This window comes from Heyndrickxia acidicola, from assembly GCF_001636425.1.
GTDB lineage: Bacteria > Bacillota > Bacilli > Bacillales > Bacillaceae_C > Bacillus_AE > Bacillus_AE acidicola.
The window spans coordinates 2,694,706-2,717,274 of the sequence record NZ_KV440953.1 but is presented as its reverse complement, the minus strand read 5'-3'; the positions used below and the strand labels follow the sequence as shown (position 1 = coordinate 2,717,274).

16 protein-coding genes and 1 pseudogene are annotated in these 22,569 nt (G+C 40.0%); 12 read left to right on the top strand and 5 right to left on the bottom strand.

Translation table 11 applies throughout. The features are described 5' to 3' along the window. Positions 1 to 2: 2 nt before the first annotated feature. From A5N88_RS12670 to A5N88_RS24940, 5 genes are all read left to right on the top strand, one after another. Positions 3 to 620 carry a bifunctional 4-hydroxy-2-oxoglutarate aldolase/2-dehydro-3-deoxy-phosphogluconate aldolase gene (locus A5N88_RS12670; protein ID WP_066266604.1) on the top strand — a complete coding sequence of 206 codons (618 nt, stop codon included), beginning with the start codon at positions 3 to 5 and terminating at the stop codon, positions 618 to 620. Positions 621 to 1,240: 620 nt separating this feature from the next. Further along, positions 1,241 to 2,131 carry an SH3 domain-containing protein gene (locus tag A5N88_RS12660; protein ID WP_066266600.1) on the top strand — a complete coding sequence of 297 codons (891 nt, stop codon included), beginning with the start codon at positions 1,241 to 1,243 and terminating at the stop codon, positions 2,129 to 2,131. Between the two features lie 355 nt (positions 2,132 to 2,486). Beyond that, positions 2,487 to 3,347 carry a type II toxin-antitoxin system SpoIISA family toxin gene (locus A5N88_RS12655; RefSeq protein ID WP_066266594.1) on the top strand — a complete coding sequence of 287 codons (861 nt, stop codon included), beginning with the start codon at positions 2,487 to 2,489 and terminating at the stop codon, positions 3,345 to 3,347. Between the two features lie 77 nt (positions 3,348 to 3,424). Continuing rightward, on the top strand, positions 3,425 to 3,616 hold the full coding sequence (locus A5N88_RS12650) for a hypothetical protein (RefSeq protein ID WP_066266591.1): 192 nt from the start codon (positions 3,425 to 3,427) through the stop codon (positions 3,614 to 3,616). 107 nt (positions 3,617 to 3,723) lie between these two features. Next, positions 3,724 to 3,861 carry a hypothetical protein gene (locus A5N88_RS24940; protein WP_157090672.1) on the top strand — a complete coding sequence of 46 codons (138 nt, stop codon included), beginning with the start codon at positions 3,724 to 3,726 and terminating at the stop codon, positions 3,859 to 3,861. 61 nt (positions 3,862 to 3,922) lie between these two features. Here A5N88_RS24940 and A5N88_RS12645 read toward each other — a convergent pair whose 3' ends face one another. Together A5N88_RS12645 and A5N88_RS12640 are read right to left on the bottom strand one after the other, a co-directional pair. Then, positions 3,923 to 4,339 (bottom strand): DUF2500 domain-containing protein, encoded by a 417-nt coding sequence (locus A5N88_RS12645; RefSeq protein WP_066266584.1) that lies wholly within the window; start codon positions 4,337 to 4,339, stop codon positions 3,923 to 3,925. Positions 4,340 to 4,826: 487 nt separating this feature from the next. Further along, positions 4,827 to 5,998: pseudogene (locus A5N88_RS12640) on the bottom strand (IS256 family transposase). A gap of 116 nt (positions 5,999 to 6,114) precedes the next feature. Here A5N88_RS12640 and A5N88_RS24395 point away from each other — a divergent pair. Next, positions 6,115 to 6,495, top strand: a complete 381-nt coding sequence (locus A5N88_RS24395) for a nuclease-related domain-containing protein (protein ID WP_083953144.1) — start codon at positions 6,115 to 6,117, stop codon at positions 6,493 to 6,495. A 738-nt stretch (positions 6,496 to 7,233) separates the two neighbouring features. On the opposite strand, the gene A5N88_RS12630 is transcribed toward A5N88_RS24395, so the two are convergent. The 3 genes from A5N88_RS12630 to A5N88_RS12615 form a co-directional block, all read right to left on the bottom strand. Then, positions 7,234 to 8,634, bottom strand: a complete 1,401-nt coding sequence (locus A5N88_RS12630; protein WP_066266579.1) for a protoporphyrinogen oxidase — start codon at positions 8,632 to 8,634, stop codon at positions 7,234 to 7,236. Positions 8,635 to 9,476: 842 nt separating this feature from the next. Then, positions 9,477 to 12,377: an SH3 domain-containing protein gene (locus A5N88_RS12620; RefSeq protein ID WP_066266574.1), complete on the bottom strand. Its 2,901-nt coding sequence runs from the start codon at positions 12,375 to 12,377 to the stop codon at positions 9,477 to 9,479. 1,024 nt (positions 12,378 to 13,401) lie between these two features. Beyond that, a complete protein-coding gene (locus tag A5N88_RS12615; RefSeq protein ID WP_066266571.1) occupies positions 13,402 to 15,126 on the bottom strand; it encodes a pyruvate oxidase in 1,725 nt (574 codons plus the stop codon). A gap of 285 nt (positions 15,127 to 15,411) precedes the next feature. Here A5N88_RS12615 and A5N88_RS12610 point away from each other — a divergent pair, with 285 nt between their 5' ends. From A5N88_RS12610 to A5N88_RS12585, 6 genes are all read left to right on the top strand, one after another. After that, the gene (locus tag A5N88_RS12610; RefSeq protein ID WP_066270494.1) at positions 15,412 to 16,266 is read left to right on the top strand and encodes a DUF1206 domain-containing protein; all 855 of its coding nucleotides are present in this window, start codon (positions 15,412 to 15,414) and stop codon (positions 16,264 to 16,266) included. A gap of 501 nt (positions 16,267 to 16,767) precedes the next feature. Then, a complete protein-coding gene (locus tag A5N88_RS12605) occupies positions 16,768 to 17,787 on the top strand; it encodes a LacI family DNA-binding transcriptional regulator (protein ID WP_066266569.1) in 1,020 nt (339 codons plus the stop codon). A 142-nt stretch (positions 17,788 to 17,929) separates the two neighbouring features. Then, the gene (locus tag A5N88_RS12600) at positions 17,930 to 19,600 is read left to right on the top strand and encodes an ABC transporter substrate-binding protein (RefSeq protein WP_066266566.1); all 1,671 of its coding nucleotides are present in this window, start codon (positions 17,930 to 17,932) and stop codon (positions 19,598 to 19,600) included. 65 nt (positions 19,601 to 19,665) lie between these two features. Beyond that, on the top strand, positions 19,666 to 20,658 hold the full coding sequence (locus tag A5N88_RS12595) for an ABC transporter permease (protein WP_066266563.1): 993 nt from the start codon (positions 19,666 to 19,668) through the stop codon (positions 20,656 to 20,658). After that, the gene (locus tag A5N88_RS12590) at positions 20,655 to 21,605 is read left to right on the top strand and encodes an ABC transporter permease (protein ID WP_066266560.1); all 951 of its coding nucleotides are present in this window, start codon (positions 20,655 to 20,657) and stop codon (positions 21,603 to 21,605) included. The genes A5N88_RS12595 and A5N88_RS12590 overlap by 4 nt, the downstream gene beginning before the upstream one ends. After that, entirely contained in the window at positions 21,580 to 22,566 is a 987-nt protein-coding gene (locus tag A5N88_RS12585; RefSeq protein ID WP_083953142.1) for an ABC transporter ATP-binding protein, read from the top strand. Before A5N88_RS12590 ends, A5N88_RS12585 begins: the two co-directional genes overlap by 26 nt. Positions 22,567 to 22,569 lie beyond the last annotated feature (3 nt).

The window sequence follows — 22,569 nt, the reverse complement described above, 5'->3', positions numbered from 1 at the left end:
CTATGACCACTTTATTATCATTGCTCGAAAATAAAAAGCTGATAGCGGTTCTGCGGGCATCACATGTTGAAGAAGCCATTGCAAAGGGAGAAGCATTATTGCGCGGCGGCATAAAAGTCCTGGAGATTACCTTTACCATTCCGGAGGCAGAAAAGGTCATTCAGTACTTTGCCGATAAAAAAGAGGCGATCATTGGGGCAGGAACAATTACATCGCTTGAACAGGCCAAATTGGCATGGGAAGCAGGAGCAAGCTTTCTCATTAGTCCTGGATTTCATACAGAGGTAGGAAGATGGACTTTAGAGAAGGGCATACCGTATATACCTGGTGTTTTAACGCCGACAGATATCTTAGCTGCAGTGAACGAAGGCTTTCAAACACTTAAGCTATTTCCCGCTTCTGTTTTTGGCCCAGAATATATGAAAAGCCTGCAGGGACCTTTTCCTAGAGTAAAGTTCATTCCTACAGGAGGCATTACGAAAAGCAACGCAAAGAATTGGCTTGAAGCAGGGGCTATTGCAGTAGGAGCTGGAGGAAGTCTTGTGAGCGGTAAGCCCGAAGACATAGAAAAAAGAGCCAAAGCTATCGTGGATAGCATCCATGCTGTAAATCAGGTTTGACCGAAAAGTCTCTTTTCACAGCCATTGCTCCTATTTAACAAAATAAAGATAATTAAAACAACAGGTTTGATATTAAACTTGTCATTCGTCTACGAAAGGGTGCACGACGAATTACGGGATTTATCTATTGTACGAAAAGCAATAATCTATACGAAAAAAGAGAAGGAACTTATTCCTTCTCTTTTTTCATAGGATCTGCTGCATTTTTTACTCGTTATTGAATCAATCGTAATGGAAACAAGTGCTTCGAGAGGAATTAACCGGCAGGATGATTAAGGCAATACCAAAGTCAGAGTTAAAGCACTATGATGATTTGAATTCAACAGGTAGAATGAAACAGCCTTTTTATAAGGCTCTTTTCGTAAACTTTGTTGCTATGGGACACAGAAATATCATTTTAAATATATATTCAGTATTAATACTTGTGAATAGCATACGAAAAGATGCCACGAAGACAGACAACACACGAAATAATCCTTTATACGTAAAGCAACAATCTATGCGAAAACAGCCTTTTATAAACAGATAACAGATGGATCATAGTAGTATAGTTCCATTTTAGGGTTGCAAAAACTATAGTATACTTTCAATTAGTAAATCTATTAAAGCGAGGGAAAAAAATGAAGAAGAAATCTTGGCTGAAACAAATGATGGCAGCTATATTCGTTTTGTCATTGTTTATTCAGATGCATACAACATCAGATGCCAGCAGCTCAGGAACCTATCAGGTTAAGGCAAACCTATTGAATGTAAGGACTGGCCCAAGTACTCATAATCATATTCTAGGAGCTTTAAAAAGCAATCAGATTATACAGGTAAAGTCTATCAGTAATGGCTGGGCTTCTTTTACCTTCCAGGGAAAATCGGCATATGCGAGTGCTGCCTATCTTCAGCGGGCTACATCCAGTACCATTGCAAATGAGTTTAAAACAATTGGAAGTAATCAGCAGCTTATTCTTGTAACCACACCAAGCAAGGGGACGAGCCAGGCAACTGTCCAAACCTTTGATAAACAGTCGAATGGAAAGTGGGTTCAAATGCTGAATATCAGTGGAATTATTGGCAAAAGTGGCTTTGTCTCAAATTTTAATGAGAATTCAGTAGGCTCTCCTACTGGGAAATTTACCATTACCGAAGCATTTGGCAGACAAGCGAATCCTGGTACAAAACTAAAATATATAAGACTGACTAGCGATAGCGTCTGGGTGGATAATCCAAAATCCCAATATTATAACACTCTTCAATCGATAAAGAAGACACATGAACAAAGCGAGAAAATGTATATTCCTCAATACGATTACGGATTTGTCATTAATTATAATACAAATCGCATACCAGGCAAGGGAAGCGCCGTCTTTTTCCATATTCAAAAGGGGAACTATACACTTGGCTGTACAGCCGTCTCTGAGCAAAATGTGATAAAAATTCTGAAGTGGCTGAATCCGAAGAAACACCCTGTTATCATTGAAACTCCTCTTGATTCGGCACCTTTTACTACTGGTGCATTATAATGGTGTGATAAATGTAACGTGGTGTGCCCGTCCATGACAGCCAGTTACAGAGAGAGACCCCGGATCCTGTTTTGATCCGGGGTCTTTTAATAGAAGTGAATATATCTGAATTTTTTTAAAAAAGTGTATTGTGATGTATACTTTTTGAAAGAGGTTTTGTATCAATGTTTTCAGATATGGCAAAACCCTTTTTATAAAATGTTCATGCAGGACCAAGCAGGACATTGAATGTCTGTAAATGACCCGACATATAGTATAGTAATCTACGGCTGGGGATTGAGATGCTGCATAAAGAAGCCTTCATGCCTCAATTATCAAAAAGATATTGTTCATGCTTAACAAAGGAGGAGAAACCGTGGAGGAACCAAGCCAGGAAAGAACGTGGCTAGTATGGAAGATTATTGTACCTATTGCAGCCATCATCGTAGTGTGTATTTTAAATGCCTATTGGGGGAAGCCATTTTTCATATTTGCCCAGTCGCATAAATGGTATTTATTAATTGGCTTTGCAGCAGTGATGCTTTACTGCAGCTGGGCATTTCCTAATTTTTTTCGGCAATACAAGCAAAATCTCAGGCGCACCTGGTACTTCTTGTTTCTCGTGGGCATTGTCTTTCTTCTTTCAGACAAAGGATTCCGCTCTGCAGATTGGCAGACCTATACACTGTATGCAGGAATGTTCATTTTCGTGGATTTAGCCCTTTTTCTTACACCCACCATTTCAAAAATTGGCGGGACAGAGCTCGGCGTAGTCAGTGAAGTAGAGAATGTAAATGAAGAAATGAAACAGGTGATCGTCAAGACAAAAAGCAAGAGCCATTTGTTTACGACGATTTTGGACCGCGTCGATAAATCAGCCTTTAGTAAACAGGATTGGACAGATATTGATGATTACCGAAACAGCCTGGAAAGCTTTTTGTCTACTTACGGCGAGGAATGCAGGCAGGAAATAACGGTCATATGCAAAAAAGATGATGAGACCTTTCAGCAGGATCTCGGTATCAGCCTTGGGGTTGAAATCCAGGAAGAGCAGCTTGAAATGTTAAATGAAGAAATCATTGTCCAGCTGGATACACAAATTGTACTCATTCCTTTTACACAAAAAATTCATCCCGTGGTCATTGCAGTAGTTTCCTGGAAGGAGCCAGTCCTGCAAATTGATTTTGACTATCTGATTAATTTAGCGATTATTCATACATGGTACGTAAAAGAGTGATAATATAGGCATTTGGGTATAGTAGTGATAGAGGGGATTTGTTAAAATAGTAAATAGACAGGAAAGGAATGAGGCATATGGCAAAAGTATACAAACCAGCATTTAAAAAAGAGCAAAAGGAAAATTCAAAATCACCTTTTTTTGTAGAACAGCCTGATACTTCTCTTCCTAAGGTTCCTTTGGCTCTACATACAAAAGAATTATTTAAAAAAAGTGAAGAAGCGCTGGGCCATCTTAAAGAAAAAAGCGGGTGGACAGGGCGCGTGTAAAAGGCCACAAAAATCTGGCCTTTTTTGTTTGGATTGGAATCACCATTTTTCGCCTATACCAGTAATATAAACTATAACTATTGAACTATTGATGGGAGCAAATGAAGGTGAAAAATAAAAAAAAGAAGAGCCCGCTTATCTTAGAAAAAGCATCAGGCAAATTGCCAAAGTACAATAAGACAGATGATCCCCTTCTCGTGCTGAATTCTAAAATTAAGAAAAAGATTCAGGAGCTGAAGGAGTAGTTTTAATATGCTGTCAGTTTTATGTCCATTCAATGTGCCTGTTGGATTGGTTCTCCAGGCACTAATGTGAATAGGATTTCTCATAGTTGCAGATTTTTTCTTTAGGCAGAGGATTCCTTATCCGGTCAAATCCATAAAATCGCGTTCCCTGGAAGGATAATGTTTTATAATCGCCCTCAGCCAGCATTCCATACTCTCTCCCGGTCAAAGAAAATTCTATGCGGTCACCGCTTTCCACCTCAAATGTTACATAGTGGTCAGTATGGGTATGCATGTCAAAGTGATCTCCATTTCTCCTTATTTCTGTTCTCATTGTTTTTACTTTAGCCAAAACGGACAAGCGGGGAGCCTTTTCATTTTTACTCCATTGGGCAATAGATCCAATGATGGGCACCAGAATACCAATCATGACAATGATAAAGATGGCAGCGATAAAAATGGGTCCGAAGTGTGAGATTGTACCGAAATCATCAAACATATGATATTTTACTCCTTTTTTGTGCGTGTTTTATATACGGAGTGGAGCGGGTTGGGGTTAATTTTTTGGACTTATTGGAGCGGTGAGTATGAGTGTAGAATGCAGTATGGAATAGTGCGGAATTATAGGTCTTTGTACCCAATTTACCCTATTAACGTTAATTTTTACCCGATTAGAAACAGTTTTCGCCCGATTAAGGTGTGTTTTTACCCGAATATCACACTTTTTTACCCGATTCATTGAACTAGGCTGAAAAAATTCATCTAAATTTACGCATATAGGAGGTTATTTGCCTATACAAAGAGATTAGATCTTCTATTAGTAGGAGAGGAGAGTCAAGTCCACTATTATGTGTAAAAAGCATGTTCAATGGATACCACGAATATACGTCTGAGTATTGGGTTTTGGTTGAGGAGGGGGCTAGCCCCCTCCTCAACCAAAATCTTCTTACTCTATCTTTCCTAGTTAAGCTTTTAATAAAATGTCCTTATTGAGGATGCAGGAATTTTCGGTTACCTAGATCTAAAGTATCGGCATAGTCCATCAGTACAGCTCCAATTAAGCGGAAGGCAGACTGGTGATTGGGGAAAACCCGAATCACTTGTTCACGCCGTCGAATCTCTGAATTTAATCTCTCCAGCACGTTTGTCGTACGGAGATGGATGTGGAAGTCCTCTGATTCTGTATAAAATTGTGTGGCATCATCAAAGCCCTCGTCTAAAATAAGAATGGCTTTTTGGTATCCCTTTTGTTCTTCATATGTGGCCATAAATTCGTCTTTAAGCTTTTTAGCCTCTTCCAAATTAGAGGACTTAAAAATCGCCTTTAATTGAGAGCGTGCCTCTTTCGAGTCCTTACGGGGCATGGTTTGAATCATGTTTCTCAACATGTGTACGGTACAACGTTGCCAACTGGTGCCAATGAAGGCTTTGGTAATGGCAGCTTTCAACCCCTGATGAGCATCTGAAATAATTAACTTCGGTGACTGAAGACCTCTGGATTTAAGAGATTCAAATAATTCTCTCCAGTTTGTTTCACTTTCGGAATGATCCACCTTTAACCCAATGATTTCACGTTTGTTTTGTTCGTTGACACCCATCGCGATGTAGACCGCCTTAGAGACAACCTTATTGTGCTCCCTAACTTTAATATACATGGCATCCACGAAAAGATAGGGGAAGTACATGACATTTAAAGGCCTGTTTGCCCAGTCATTCACCAATGGATCCAGCTTTTTGGTTAGATTAGAAACCATGGACTTTGAGACGGATTCTCCGCAAAGCTCTTCCATAATCTTGGTGACTTTACGAGTGGACACCCCGTTTACGACCATCTCCAGCATAGACAAAAGCAAGCCTTATCACATCTTGCATACTTCTCAAAGACGTCCGTAGCGAATTCACCATTTCTTGTCCGAGGCACTTTAAGACGGATTTTTCCAACGTTCACAATCATTTCTCTCTCATAGTATCCATTTCGATAATCGGTCCGTTCTGATGAACGCTCATGGGAATCTGCCTGTATATAGCGATCTCTTTCCATTTCCATATATTGATTCAACACAAGGACAATAGAGGATTTCACAATATCGTTTAAATCAGATTTTCCGATTTCCTCTTTTAGTTTATCGAAGTCTAGTGTAAAATTAATTTGGGTCATTATCATGTCCTCCTGTTATGTTTTTTCGTGGTAGAAAAACATTGTAACATGGAGGGCTGATATGGCCCTTTTCTTTTTACACAATTATATAGACTTAATCGAGAGGAGTTGAATATGTGGTTGTAAAAGAGCGAAAAATCCCTATAAAAATTCAAAAAATAGAAGCTTTGCTGCGGAGGATTCCGATAACTCACCCAAAACGGCCGCTTATGGAAGAGGAATTGGCAAAGAGTTATGCAGGTTATCGCGGAGAGCAATCGTTAGATTACCATTTTAAGTTTTTGCCTGAAAAGAATTATTTAATATTACATGATCTGCGTCTTAACAATAATGAACACTCCTATTTTCAAGTGGATTCCCTTTTAATGTCCTCTAAATTTCTCGTTATTATTGAAGCCAAAAATATCAGTGGAAGCATCATCTTTGATGATCATTTTAACCAATTAATCCGTACAATTAATGGTAAGGAAGAAGCCTTTTCGGACCCCATATCATAGGTTAAACGACATCACAGACAGCTAAAACAGTGGCTTTCCGCAAATAAATTCCCTGATGTTCCTATCAAAACACTGATTGTGATTACGAATCCCTCTACCATAATCAAGACTTCCCGTCCTCCTGAAAATTATCCTATTATTACACATAGTGCAAGCATGATATCGAAGATTGAAACGTTTGAAAGAGTACATAAAATGGTGCTTTTAACCAAAAAAGAACTGAACAGGCTTTCAAGAGTTTTGATAAAAAAGCATGAGCCCCTTGAGTATGATGTACTAAGACAGTTCAATATCGAAAAAAGAGAAATTGAAAATGGCGTTTACTGTCCCGAATGTTTCAATCTTCCTATGCAGCGGAAAAATGGAAGATGGATATGCAGGAAATGCCATAGTGTATCTAAAACAGCTCATTTAGAATCGTTAAATGATTATTCCAATCTATTCAGTCATACAATTACGAATCGCCAGTTGTGTGACTTTTTCCTCTTATCCTCAAACTCCATAGCGAAATACCTCCTTAAAGAGATGAAACTTCCTTTCACTGGGAAGGGAAGAAATAGGGAATATCACTTATAAAGGCTTTGTTTCACCTTGATTAATTATTTATTTTTGGATATCTTTCTATCATCTTAGGCACCTCCTTTTATTAACCATTCGATTTTGTAATGCTTGCTATTAAACTTCAATATAACAAAGACCCAGCCTGCCAGTAAGTTTACTGATAGGCTGGGTCTAACCTTAAACGGTCAGGGAATCAATAATCTTTTGAGCCGTTTCCCTTCCATTTTTAATACAATCCGCTATACCCACTCCATAATAAGAGCAGCCAGCAAGAATGACATTTGGAAATTCAGCAGACATAGCGGAGTCGAGCGCTTCTATTGTCTTTCTGTGCTTCAAATGATATTTTGGCATTTGGTGATCCCATTTCGTTACTTCGGCTGTAACTGGTTTTCCTGTTATGCCAAGGCTTTTTTCAATATCCTTTAGGGCGACACGAATCAGCTCTTCTTCATCCAGTCGGTTTAGGTATATAAAGGCATCGGGGTCCGTATTTTTATAAAATAATCTTAATAATAGCCGGTGGTGCTTGGACGTATGTGTCCATTTTCGACTCGTCCAGGTACAAGCATTACATACCAATCCGCTGTTTTCGGGAGCGATAAATCCGGTTCCGTCTGCAGGCAGCTGCTCATCCGGAATATCAAAGCCAAGATAAACACTGATCAGAGAAGAGTCTTCCAACTGATTAAAATGGTGTTCAAGCTCATCTGACTGAAGAAGGGATTTTGCTGCATTATGGGGGATGCTTAATACCGCATAATCTGTTTCAATCTCTTCATGGTTTTCAAATGAAATGACGTAGCCACCGTCTTCACGCCGTGCCAATTTTGTGGCTTTCATTTCTGTTAAAACTTCCACATCAGGGGTTATTTTTTCTTCAAGTCTGTCGATAATGGCTGAGAGTCCATCTTTAAAAGAGGCAAACTTTTTATTGCCGCCTGATTGGAATTTTTGTTTGTTTTCACCCAATCCCTTTATAATGCTCCCATATTTATTTTTATACTCCAATAGATAGGGGAGCGTTGTTGCCAGTGTAAGTTCATTCAGCTTTCCTGAGTATACACCGGATAAAACGGGTGCAATTTGATTTTGAACCAATTCTTTTCCTAAAAAAGCCTCGAGAAATTCGCCGACAGAGCTGTCCTTTGTAAATGAGCTGTTTTGGGTGGTGAGGTCCTTTAATGCTTCCTTTTTTCCTTCTTCAGAAACCAATTCGCTGCTAAAAAGGGATTCCTTGCTCATAGGAATGCCGAATATAGTATCATCTGGAATGGGCAAAAGCTTCTGCTGGTGATAGATGAAGGATTTTCCGGTTGCATTGTTTACCATTGCATCCTCTAATTGAAGGTCGCTGATTAGCTCAGAAACTCCCTCTTTACGTGCTACAATGGAATCGGCTCCTGTTTCCATAATAAAGTCATCGTTTTTAATGGTACTAATTTTACCGCCAAGCAAAGACTTTTCTTCTACTAGTATTAATTTAAGATTTATTTTGAGAGAATGCTTTAATTGTTGAAGATAGTACATAGCGGAAAGACCAGTAATTCCCCCGCCAATTACAACTGCCGTTTTCATTTTGTTCAGCTCCTTGATAAACAGCAAATAGTATTGTTTCTATTTATATCATTACTATTATAAGGGATTTTACACAATCATGTTGGGTTTTAGGATGTGGAAAGATTGTGACAGGGCGATGGGTGAGAAGGAAAAGTGGAAAAAGGGTCTACAACATGGATCAGCTTGTAATGCCAGCACGTCCAAGAAGTAGTGGTTAGGGATAGATATTTCGAAAAGACGGACAGCCTTCTGAAGTTCACTCCTCTTATTGGGGTGAGGAATTATTGATGTCATCCAGGTTTTCTTCTTTTTTAAATATCAGTTCATTTTTCTATTTATCATAAAAATAAATATCTACTACTTTTGAAGAACCCTAGATATCAACGGATAAGACCCCGAAATACCCATTTTCAAGCGGAACCATGTTGGATAAATTTAAATTTGGGTTTTCGTTGTCATGTCCCTCATTTGTTACCGTGTGGCTCTGTCCTGTAAATACCATGAAAATGGCTATAAAAATCAATGTAATGCGAATTCTTCTTAACTCTGCTGTTATCTCCACTTTATCCCTATTTGTTTTGAAGCTGGCATAATGTTTCTAAGAATAATGGTTATTTATATATTTGCTAAATTTCACAAATTATATGTTAATATTTAACATTGTAATTACACTGAAAGAAAATGCTGCAGTGTCATTAGAATAATGGGAAAGAATCTATATAAAAAACTCCGGAATGAAAATTTCCGGAGTTTTTAAGAGGATAAAGTATTTAACCGATGTAGTCTCTGTCTAGCTCCAACACTTATTGGCCGACGAATGGCCAACATCAAATCGTGAACGACAACGCTGTGTTCAGTCCTTATTGAAGCTCAAATGTAACGTATTTTGCACCTACCCAGCCGGTTTGTCCATTTGCAAGGGTGACATTGTACCATTGTTTTGTACTGTCCATCGCAAGGGATCCGTCTTTATTAAGGTTAATAGAAATGTATTCTGTTGGATCAATGGATATATTGTTTGAGTTTTGGTCTAGTACGTTTGGATAGCTGGTTCCCGGGCCTGTGCGTACATTTAATCCGTAAGTAGTGGCTCTTCCAAGGTTCTTAACTGAAAGACAAGATTTAAATGTGTAAAAGTTAATATCATGGGTCCAGTAGGTTTGACCGCCTGTTTGCAGCTCCACCCAATCATCATTGGTCTTTTCAACAAAGGTAAAGCTAGAGCCGGAGCTCAGTGTTTTTACATTGTCTAATATACCCTTTGCACTGTTCAAGGTTAAATTCTTCTTTGCAATGGCAGTTACACCGGGAGGGAAAACCTCCATTGCAACCGGAATGGCAGGGTAAGTTTGAACTGATGTATCCGGCTGCGCGTCAGCATAATCATTCTTGTTATATGCAAGAATGTTTTGCATATGACGAGCAATCGATTTTCCCCAGTTTTGGTCACTGGCATAGTAATAATTCATTCCTATACTATTAGCATCTATACGTGTATTGCTCATATCCGTAGTCTTGAAGCCAAGGATTGGCGTTTTATAGTAGCTTCCTGTTGGTGTTAAGTAGTTAACTTTAATGACCCTTGCAGCGTAATCAATACAATCTTCCACTGAGGAAAATTTGTAGGCAGCAATAAAAGGATCGGCATCGTATGCATGGTAGCCGAACAGATTATTTTTTGCCAATGCAATGGTTGATGTTCCATAGGCGCTTTCAAGAATTGCATGTGCCGCAAGATACAGGGCATTCACTCCATATTTGTTCCCGGCATCTATGAAGGCCTGACCTTTATTGGTTAAGATACTTTTCTTTCCCGTCGATTCTACATAGCTTGCAATATAATTGTTGATTTGAGCTGCGGTTACATTGGAATGCGTGCGCAAATCAATAAATTGATAGCCGTCATGTGCTGTTAGCGGATCCCCCGTAATAACCTGGTTTAAATAGCTTCCGCTGGCATAGCCGGTTTTGCCGTTATAGGTTACTTTATACCAATTGTTTGAGGTTTTAGCACTGGCAATGACAATGGTGGAGCCGGGAATCGTTGTCAGCAGATCGGCACTGGCATCAGCTGATTTTCTAACATTCAGGGAAGTCGTCGTATCGTATGTTGTTGGCGTAATGGCCTGCTCTGTAACCTGAGGTGTATAGGCTGAAAAATCACCGCTAAAGGCATAGCCCGTTTGATTGCCATAGCTGACACTGTACCAGCTATTAATTTTTTTTGAGATTTTAAGAACTGTGTTTTTTGGAATTTTTATCAGTTTGTTAAAGTCGTTTCCAAAAGACTGATAGAGATACGTATCCACCTTTGCCTGATAAGGTGCAGATGTAAATGAAGTGAATGAACTGCTTGTTACATCCGTACTTTTTACATACAAGTTTTGATTGTTAAAGCTAACTTTATAAAAGGTATCCTTATTTTCGCTGTTTGTCCCAATGACTGAAGATGCAAATCCATTATTGGCATCCATTGTAGCCACAGTTTTGCTATTTGTGTCCGGAGAAGAATACAGGACAGCCGTTTTATTCGTAAAATAATAGGCAGCGCTTGTTGGAGTATCCTGATAGGTTACAGGAGGTGTATATACAGAAAAATTGGTGCTGTACACATAGCCTGTGATACCCTTATAGCTTACCAAGTACCAGTTGTTGATTTTCTGAGTTACCTTAATTTTTTCGTTTTTTTGAATGGTGGCAAGCGGTTTGAATACACTTCCAAAGCTCTGGTATATTACTGTGTTCTGATTGGCTTGTAACTGAAGTTGTGAAAAAGTTTTAGCTGTTGCTGCTTCTGCATCCGTGCTTTGGACGTATAAGTCCTGGCCATTATAGGAAATCTGATACCAGGTTTGTCCAAGGCTGTTTTCGACTTTTTTAGTAGAGGCAAAACCTGTGGAGCTTGGCACCGAATAAACTGCTGCCTGCAGAAGGTCAGCAGACGGGTAAAACTTTACGGTCTTATTCGTAAAATAATAGGTTGTATTGGTACTGGTAGTTTTATAGGTTATTGGTGAGTATTTGCTGAAATCAGAGCTGTTTATAAAACCGGCTGCCCCTCCATAGCTTACAGCATACCAGTTTCCAATTCTCCCGGCAGATGTAATAATGGCACCTTTTGGAATGGTTTTTAGCTTCTTGTAGGCATTTCCAAGTCCTTGGTAAACATACGTTTCTTTTACCGCTTTGTATTTTTGAGGAGAGAATGAAACGAAAGAGCTTTTCGTGACATATGAGCTGCTTATATAAAGGGTTTTGCCGTTAAATGTAACGCGGTACCAGGTCTGTCCAATGCTGTTTACTACTTTTTGGGTAGAATAAAAACCATTATTGCTTGAAACGGTATAAGTGCATTTCTTACTTGTATTGGGAGCAGGGTAAAGGTTAGCGGTCTTATTGGATACATAATAGTTTTTTTCAGAAATCAATTGGTTATATTCCTTTAAGTAATTTTCGTTCACCCAACCGGTTTTTACAGTGTTTTTCCCTTTGGAAGAGTAGATATAGGATACCTTATACCAGCTGCCGTTTTTTACAGTGGCACTGACAATTCCTCCTTTGGGAATTGTGTAGATGTTTTTGTAGCTGGTTCCTGCCCCAGAATGTACTGGGAGGCTCGTAATTGTTTGAAAAGAGGTTTTGGTTATCGAAATTGAACTGCTGGCTTCTATCTTCATCGTTTGAAGTGGAGAAAAAGTGATAGATGCAGCCCCAGTCACGATGCTGGTAGACAATATCAGTGCTTTTCCGAGTTTTTTCATTCTTCGCCCTATTCTCCTTTGAATTAATTCGTTAATATTTTGGTTCTTTTTATATGTGAATAAAGTATTATATTTCGTTCATAAAATGGAAATATGTTAGAGAAAATGTGATATTACTAGTTATATCGGTAGAAAGTAGTAAAATTTTAAGAGATCTATTAAATTTTAAATATTTACCAATTTGTAGTCAACCAATTTTTTGTAATTTGTATATTTAATGGGTAATTTGACGTTTTGTGTTAGATGTAGAGAGGGTTGTCGAATGGTGGTGCGTGTTCAGTAATGGCAGAAATAAATGGAGTACTTTCCAAAAAAGAAGGAAAGGGAAATCGACAGCGGACATAAGAGCGGATTGAAATTCATTAAGAGTGGTAATGTATTTTTTTATCATTTGACCATGGGCATGGAGCAATGGATTTAGTTTGGCCAATTGAATTGAGGGAGAATGTTTAAAATTATGGCCACGGGCTTTAAGGCAAAAAAAGAGGCTGTCCCAAAAGGTCCACTGATGTCAGAAGACCTTGGATACAGCCTCTTTTTTTCTGCTGATTGATTATCACTTTAGTGGCGGTAGCGGTGCCTCATCATAGCAAGCTCCTGTGGGGTCCCCTAAGGCCAACTGATCCCGCAGGAGTCTCATGCCTTCCACTACAATCAACTTTGGGTTCAGATTAACAATTGGATTTAAAATAGACATGGGAAGTGCCCTGTTCATTCCTGCAGGTTGATTTCCCCTTCAGACACTCGCTTTCCACTCCAATTAATATTGCTTGTAAACGAAAATTGGATATTACTCAGATATGCGTACTGATGTTTTCTGGGTAGCCTAGTCAAAAACTAAATAGAAAAATTTCCTTACCTTTTTCCTTTTTCCTTTTTTTATTCAGTAGTAAAAAAAGGGTGACTCCATTCAACGGTATAGTACGGGTTTTTGAACCACCCTCTCTGTCTTATTATTTAGGTATTTTTAGGTTGATAAGTGCTCGTTTTTCAGGAATTGACTATCTTAAATGAGAGCCACTGCTTAGTTTAAAAGGCGTTTAATCCCTTTTCGAATCGGAGGCATTTCAAATTTACCCTCTACAAAGAGTTCCTTGATTACATATTCTGAATAATGAATGGCCTGATGATAGGATATTTTACCAGGGAGAGGCGGAATATCTTCGATTAAAACATCCACCACTACAGGTTTTTCGGATATAGAAGCCTGCTCAAGGGCATTGGCCAAATCCTCTCTTTTTTCTACTCTAATTCCGACTCCGCCGCAGGCTTCCGCAAATTCGGCAAAATCAATGGAACCATTATCAGTTGCATAGTGCAAATGGCCAATGGAGGCTTGTTCATAATTAATTAGGCCAAGAGCACTGTTATTAAGAATGATGACAATCATCGCCATATTGTTTTTTACTGCAGTGGCAAAGTCATGCATGACCATTTGAAAGCCTCCATCCCCGCAAATCGCAATAACCTGCTGGTTGGGAAATGCTCTTTTGGCAGCAATGGCACCGGGGAGTCCACAGCCCATAGTAGCCATCCACCCTGATACGACAAGCTTTTGATTGGTCATCTTTAGATGCTTGGCAGTCCAAACAGTGATCGTTCCGACATCCAGGGAGATGATGGAATCATCCTTCATTATTTTTTGAAGCTCCATTATCACCTGGGGAGAAGTGATGGGGGTACTGAATGCATTTTCATCTTTTTGCATTTCCTCTCTCCAAGCATTCATTTCTTCCTGGCATTTATGAAGGAACTTTGGGTCATCAGCTGGTTCTGTGTGTTCGGTCAGCCAGCTCAGGGCAGTTTTAGCATTGCCCGCAATTCCAAGAGTGACAGGATAATACTTGCCAATTTTAATAGGATTCATATCAATTTGGATTGCTGGTGCGGACTTAGGCAAAAATTCCCGGAATGGAAAGGACGTCCCGGCCAGAATCAAAAGATCCGTATCCTGCATCGCATTATAGGCAGGTTTCGTGCCGATTTGACCCAGATTGCCCAGGTTGTGAGGATGCATATCCGGTATAACACCCTTTCCAAGAAGGCTTACGATAACGGGTGCTCCAATTTTTTCTGCAAAGCGCTGAAGCTCCTCTCTCGCATCCATACAGCCTCTGCCGGCCAGGATAACAGGCTTCTTGGCTTTATTAATCAATTTAGCAGCCTGAATAAGTGAATTCTCTGAAGGAATCATTTGAGGTTTTTCCAAAATAGCGGACGTAAGGTGCTGAATCTCTTTTTGCTTTACTGCAGAAAGATCGTCAGGGATGACCAGAACAGCTACTCCCCGTTGAGTGTAAGCTGTTTTTATGGCCTGATTCAAAAGATCAGGAAGCTGCTCGGCTGTTTCTACTTGTTCGTTGTATACAGACACATCCTCAAACATTTGCTGAAGATTAATTTCTTGAAAAGCGCCTGTTCCCACCAGATGGCTTTTTACCTGCCCCACTAAAGCCAGCACGGGAGCCTCGTCTTTTTTTGCATCATAAAGTCCGTTCAATAAATGGACGGCTCCAGGACCAGCTATGGAAAGGCAAACCCCAAGTTTTCCAGTCAGCTTTGCATACGCAGCAGCGGACAGCGCAGCCACTTCTTCATGACGAACATGGATGAAATCAATCTCCGTTTCTTTTTTTCTTAAATCATCCACTAATTCATTAATTGAATCCCCAGGCAAACCGTAAATATGGTCCACGCCCCATTGCAATAATAAATTTGTTAGGATTTCTCCAGTTCTTTTTTCAAACATGTTCATTCCCCTTCCGTCAAACATTTACTTACCATATGCCCTTTTTTCTTTCTATAAAAACCAACCTGTCTAACTTCGATGAGTTTAATGAACACTCAGAATAAAGATGATCAAAATTTAACCGCCTACTTACTCTATTAGAAAGAAAATAACGGAAGAAGCTTGAGTGCTGAAAGGACACATCCTATGTAAATTGTGGAAGTGAGAGGGAATGGGGATCTAATCGTTTCAAAAGCTGGAGAAAATGGGTATGAAGAACATAGAAATCTGGAAAGGGGCCCTTATATGAAAAAAGACTTTTCGCAGGAAAAAGAACATGTTCAAAGAAAAGCCGAAGAATATAAGGAGGAGGCTGCACCCTGGATTATTTGGATGGCCCGCTTTGGACATCTTTCTAAAGGAGCCGTTTATGTTGTGATTGGAGTTCTTGCTGTCATGACACCATTTGGAACCCACGGCAAACTAACGACTTCCTCAGGGGCGCTCTACACGATTGCCAAGCAGCCCTTTGGATCAGTCCTGCTTGCAGCCCTGGCTGTTGGCCTTGCCAGCTATGCAGTATGGCAGATTATAATGGCAATTTTCGATCCTGAACATAAAGGGAAGGACGCTAAAGGATGGATGGCAAGGATCAGTTATTTGATCATTGCAGCGATCTATTTTGGGATGTGTTTCAGTGCGGTTAAAATGATGATTAGAGCAAGTGTGAGCACATCGGGCGAAAAATATCAGACCTTATCCGCAAAAGTGCTCGCTCAGCCTTTTGGACAAACAATGATTTCCATAATTGGAGCTGTATTCATTGGTGTGGGTCTATATAGTCTTTACAATGCCTACAAAGAAAAATTCACCCAAAAGCTTAAGAGACATGAGATGAACAAAAAAGAATGGAATGCTGTACGATATACCGGAAAGTTTGGAATTTCTGCTCATGGGGTGGTTTTTGCCATCATTGGCATCTTTTTGCTCAGAACTGCATTTAAGGCAGATCCTCATGAAACAAAAGGATTGGACGGCGCACTGGCTGAAGTCGCCAAGCAGCCGTTTGGTACGGTACTTTTAGTAGTCGTCGCCCTTGGACTTGCTGCCTACGGTGCCTACCTGCTTTTTGAAGCAAAATACAAAAGGCTGGCTCCATAATTCTTATTGGAGTGGCTACTTTGAAAATAACTGTGTTGCGACTTTAAAGCATCAAGCTAAACTAACTTCTAGTAATCATGATTGCCTTTTTGTTATGTGCAAAAGAACAGGTATTTTTGCGTCATGGTGTGAATTTGAATTAGCATGATGGTCTCTGTTAACATTCTATGCTCGTTTTTTAGCTCATTCGTGTGAAACTACCGTTTCATACGCCTTTCAGCTTAGCTCAGAAGTTACAGAAAAGAAAGGAAACCACAGCAAACTTGATTGCAGTGGTTTCCTTTCTTTTTTTGTAAAATGAGCTAAAAAACAAAAATGGAAAAGGTATATTTTTTCTCTCGGCTGCTGGTACGCTGGCTTAAAGAATAAAACGAGCAGCCTGAGTTTTTATTCAATTGTAAGAAAAAAATTCATAATAAAAAAAATATTATGAAAACCTTTACAAACTGAATTTTTAGATAAATAATAGTATCAACGAAACCGCTTTCGAAGGAGTAAAAAATGCTAACAATCTATGATATTGCAAAAAAAGCCGGTGTCTCAGCGGCGACGGTTTCTAAGGTCTTAAACGGAAGATCAGATGTAGGGAAAAGTACCATTGAGACAGTAAAACGAATTATAGAAGAATCGGGCTATCAGCCTAATTCAATTGCGAGGGGGCTGGCAACAAAGAAATCTAAAACGGTGGGTGTTTTTTTTCAAGATCACTTAAACACGGGCTTTCGGCATCATTTTCTTCAAGACATACTGGCAAGCTTTAAAGATGTCATTGGCGAAAGCGGTTATGACTTAATGTTTTTTGCAAATAATCATCCTGATAACCAGGCGGAAACATTTGAAGCACGAGCGAAAAATAGAAATGTCGATGGATTATTTCTGCTGGGTGTCCCCCGTAACGATCCAAATTTAAAGGGAATTGTACAAAGCCGCATTCCTTGTATGTCAATCGATTTGGATTTAAAAGGGCCGAATGCCAATTATCTTTGTTCCGACAATATAGGAGGGGCAAAAATGGCAATTGATTACTTAGTCAAAATGGGCCACTCAAAAATAGCCTTTATTTCAGATGTTTATGTAACAAAACCGGGCCTCGATCGGTTAATTGGCTTTAAAGAAGCGATGGCATATCACGAGCTGCCTATAATGGAAGAATGGATTCTTCCAGGTGATTTCTCCGAAAAAGGCGGATATCTTTCCGTTAAACAATTGATAGAAAGCGGCTGTCTACCTACTGCAGTTTTTTGTGCGGGAGACATGATGGCAATTGGTGCAATGGAAGCCATGAGGGAAAAAGGTTTGAAAATAGGAGAGGATATTTCTTTAATAGGGTTTGATGATATCACTCTACTAAAATATATTACTCCAAAACTAACAACCATAAGGCAAAGGAAAGAGGAAATGGGCCAATTGGCTGCAAAGGAACTGCTTAGGCTTATGAATGTTCCGCATTACTCTTCCAGTCCGTTTACGATTGAAACGGAATTAGTGATTCGTGATACGGTTACAAGGATAATAAACTGATTAACAACAAGCCGTTTGCAGCAGTCTTTAAATTCATTGTAAGGAGGTGTTGGGACGAGTAAGGGTCAACAATAGTTGATAAAAAAGAAAATGCTTTACAAAAATCCGAAACCGCTTTCGCAAAAAAATAGGAGGGAAAAAAATGAAGAATAAAAGATTGGCATCATTATTGATTACGGTCTTTATGGCTCTCACCTTTGTTTTGGCAGGATGTGCTGATAAAACGACAAATTCCACAGGGAATACAAATACAGGAACCACCTCTAAAAATGGCAAGCCATTAGTGATCGGCTTATCACCTGCCGGTCAGTGGCAAGAAAACTTTAATCCATTTTCAACCACTGCTATGGGCGGGACAAACGGTTTAATTTTCCAGCCACTTGATTATTTAGATCCTGTTAGCGGTAAGGATAATCCAATGCTAGCAACAAAGTATGAATGGACAAATGGGAATAAAACACTAGTCGCGACTCTTCGTGACAATGTGAAGTGGTCCGATGGCAAGCTGTTTACCGCTGATGATGTGGTGTTTACATTTGATTTGCTGAAAAAAGACCCGGCTGCCGATACTTCAGGTATTTGGAAGGAAGTAACGTCGGTTGAAAAACAAGGGACTAATCAAGTTGCATTTAATTTTGCCCAGCCGGATGTGCCTTTCCAAGCCTATATCTTAGGAGTAGACATTGTACCTCAACACATTTGGAAAGATCTTGGCGACCCTTCCAAAGCAAAAATTACTCAGAAGCTTGCCATTGGGACTGGCCCATATCTACTAGAATCCTTTTCACCTCAGCTTTATAAAATGAAGGTAAACCCCAACTTCTATGACGGTGAGTATGCCGTTAAGGAACTTCAATTCCCAGTATACAGTGGAAACGATAGTGAGCAATTGGCTTTAACTAAGGGGGAGCTTGACTGGGCAGGTATTTTTATTCCTGGTGCAGATAAAGTGTATGTCTCTGCAGATAAAGACCATAACAAATATTGGTTTCCTCCAAGCAATAACGTTACTCTTTATCCAAATTTGAACAATCCTATTTTAAAAGACGTCAATGTACGTAAGGCTATAAGCTTAGCGATTGATCGCAAGAAGCTTTCAGACCAGGCTGCATCTGGTTATGATCCGCTTTCCAGTACAACGGGCTTAATTTTGCCAAGAGATCAAAAATGGCTTGATCCAAGTATTCCGCAAGACAAACTGAAATTTGACTTTAACACAAATGCTGCAGTGAAAACCTTGCAGGATGCTGGTTATAAGAAGGGCAGTGACGGCATCTTTGTTTCACCTGACGGCAAAAAGCTTTCCTTTACCCTCCAAACGGTTTCCGGCTGGACGGACTGGGCTACAATGGCACAGCTGATTTCTCAGGAATTAAAGAGTGCAGGCATTGATGTTAAAGTTCAGCAGCCTGAGTTTGCAACATACTCAACAAATATTCAAGGCGGTAAATATGACTTGGCTATTTCATGGACCAATTCAGGTCCGGATCCGTATAAGCAATACCAGGATATGCTAAACAGCCATGGCGGCTGGAACTTGGAAAAGTGGAATGATCCTGCAACAGATGCTGCATTAAAGAAATTCCAGGGAACTACTGATGAAGCGAAACAGAAAGAGGCAATTAACTATCTTCAAAATGTGATGGTTGATAAAATGCCAACTATTCCATTAGTGAACGGGCCGGTTTGGTATGAAAACAGAACACAGAATTTCACAGGCTGGCCAACTGAAAATGACCCGTATGCGAATCCGGCTCCATTTAACTGGCCTGCTCCGGCAATTGTATTGTCAAAATTAAAGCCGAATAACTAAATTGTCATATTGGAAAAGGGCATTTGCCCTTTTCCTCCTATTTTAAGAACAACAGGGGGGAGAAAATGCGTTACGTTATCAATCGCTTCGGTTTTTTTGTTCTATCGTTATGGGCTGCGATTACGATTAATTTCATTCTGCCGCGCATGATGCCCGGTGATCCTGCTGATGCCATGTTTGCTAAGTTCCAGGGGCAGCTGACGCCTGCTGCACTGAATGCGATGAAGAAAGCATATGGGATAGGCCAATCCAGCTTGTGGCAGCAATATCTTGATTATTTACACGGTCTGCTGACTTTTCATTGGGGATTGTCTTTCATGCAATACCCAACACCTGTAAGTGATATGATTCGGGGAAGTATGCCTTGGACAATTGGGTTAGTGGGAATTTCTACGCTGCTTTCTGTTTTGATTGGAACAACGTTAGGTGTGTATATTTCATGGAAGAGAAAAGGCTTTTTAGACAATACCCTGCCCGTCGTATCCATGATCTTTCAAGCCATGCCATACTTTTGGGTTGCCTTGATTTTTGTATTTATTTTTGGTTTTAAGCTTAATTGGTTTCCAATGGCTCACGGTTATGATCCGTCCCTATCGCCGGGATTTAACGGAACTTTTTTAATCAGTATATTAAATCATGCTTTCTTGCCGGGGATTACGTTATTGCTTGGATCATTAAGCGGGTGGATTGTGGGAATGCGCAATAATATGATGTACACGCTCGGAGAGGACTATGTCACGTTTGCCGAAGCCAAGGGAGTAAGCACGCAGCGTTTAATGTTTAAATATGCTGCGCGAAATGCCATTCTTCCGCAATTAACCAGTTTCGCGATTGCCATCGGAAATGTTGTCAGTGGTTCTATCTTAACGGAACAGGTTTTTTCTTATCCGGGAATTGGAAATCAACTGACATCTGCTGTGCAATCACAGGACTTTCCAATGATTCAGGCCTCTTTTCTTTTAATTGCAGTTGCTGTACTTGTGGCTAACTTAATCGTTGATTTGTTGTATAGTCGCCTGGATCCGCGGATTCGCACTGGAAGGGGAGTAGAGGGATGAAGGCAGAGGTCACACCAGCAACTTCACAATTGAATATTAAAACTTCAAAAACAAACTATTTTAAGTGGGTGTCAATGCCATTTAAGCTGTTTTTCAGTAATGGAAAATCGGCAACTGGATTTATTATTTTTTTAATCTTTTTAATTATGGCTATTTTCGCTCCGGTCATTGCACCTTATTCGCCTAGTGCGGCCGTCTTCGATCCTAACTTGCCGCCTGCTGCCGGCCACTGGTTTGGAACAACGAACACAGGCCAGGATATTTATTCACAATTTATATATGGTGCGCGAACCACCATGATAGTCGGTCTTGGTGCCGGAATTCTATCTACAATTATTGGTTTAATCTTCGGTGTCGTCGCGGGGTACAAAGGTGGCTTGACAGATGCGATTCTCAGCTTTTTTACCAATCTATTTTTGGTACTGCCAGGTCTAGCTTTACTTATTGTGATTGGAGCCTATTTAAAGTCTTCCACTCCTTTCATAAATGGTTTAATCATCGCTTTAACAGGATGGGCATGGGGTGCTCGTGTTTTTCGTTCCCAAACCATGACGCTTGCAGGCAGAGATTTTATATCGGCTGCAAAAATGTCCGGAAAATCATCTCTTGGAATTATGATTACAGAAATCTGTCCGAATATGATGTCTATTATTGCAGGTAATATCATGTTTGCGACATTAGGAGCTATTTTGGCTGAGGCCGGCTTAGCTTATTTAGGGTTTGAAGATATCAATTCTACAAGCTGGGGGACAATGCTGTACTGGGCAAGCTCTAATGCTGCTTTGCTAAGAGGCGCATGGTGGTGGTTTGTTCCTCCAGGTATTGGAATTGCAATGGTTGGACTCAGTCTGGTACTTATGAATTTTGCTATTGATCAAATAACTAATCCTCGCTTGAAGTCACAAAAAAGGAGGAAGAACCTTGGAAGAAAAGCAGCCCGTACTTGAACTTCAAAATGTTTCAGTGAGCTATGATTCACCGGCTGGTATGGTTCATGCCGTGAATGATGTCTCTCTTAAAATCTACGAAAATACCATTGTGGGTCTAATAGGTGAATCCGGTTCAGGGAAATCAACCTTGGGAAATGCCATTATGCGTCTTTTAAAAAACAATGCCGTTTTAACCTCTGGAACTATTAAGGTAATGGGAAAAGATGTGTACAGCATGCATAAAAATGACTTGCGAAAATTTCGCTGGAGCCAAATGTCAATGGTTTTTCAGAGTGCCATGAACGCTTTAAACCCTGTATTAACCGTTGAAGAACAAATCCTCGATGTTTTCCTTAGCCATGATAAAAGTATGTCAAAGATGGAGGCCAAAAAGAGAGCATTGGAACTAATGGATATTGTTAGTATTGATCCGAAGCACTTGAAAAGTTATCCACATGAATTGTCAGGCGGTATGAGGCAGAGGGTCGTAATAGCAATCGCCATTGCTCTTGATCCCAAGCTTGTTATTATGGATGAGCCGACAACGGCTTTGGACGTGGTGGTGCAGCGTTCCATTCTGGATAAGATTAAAGAAATACAGAGGGTTAAGAAGTATGCCATATTATTTATCAGCCATGACTTCAGCTTAGTTTCTGAGCTATCCTCAAAGGTTGCTATTATGTATGCCGGGCGATTTATTGAAGTGACAGATAGCAAGTCGCTCGAACAACCAGAGAGACATCATCCATATACTCAGGGGCTGCTTAAGGCAATTCCTCAGCTGACAGCAGAAGATGTAACGATTGAAGGGATTGCCGGAAATCCACCGAACTTGGTAGATCTTCCGAGCGGGTGTGCCTATCATCCGCGCTGCCCGGCTGCTTATGATTTATGTAAGAAAGTCAGGCCCGAAATCCGGTATGTTGATGGCAGAGCGATTGAATGCCATTTATATGACACAGTTCAAAGTGAGGTGTAGGAC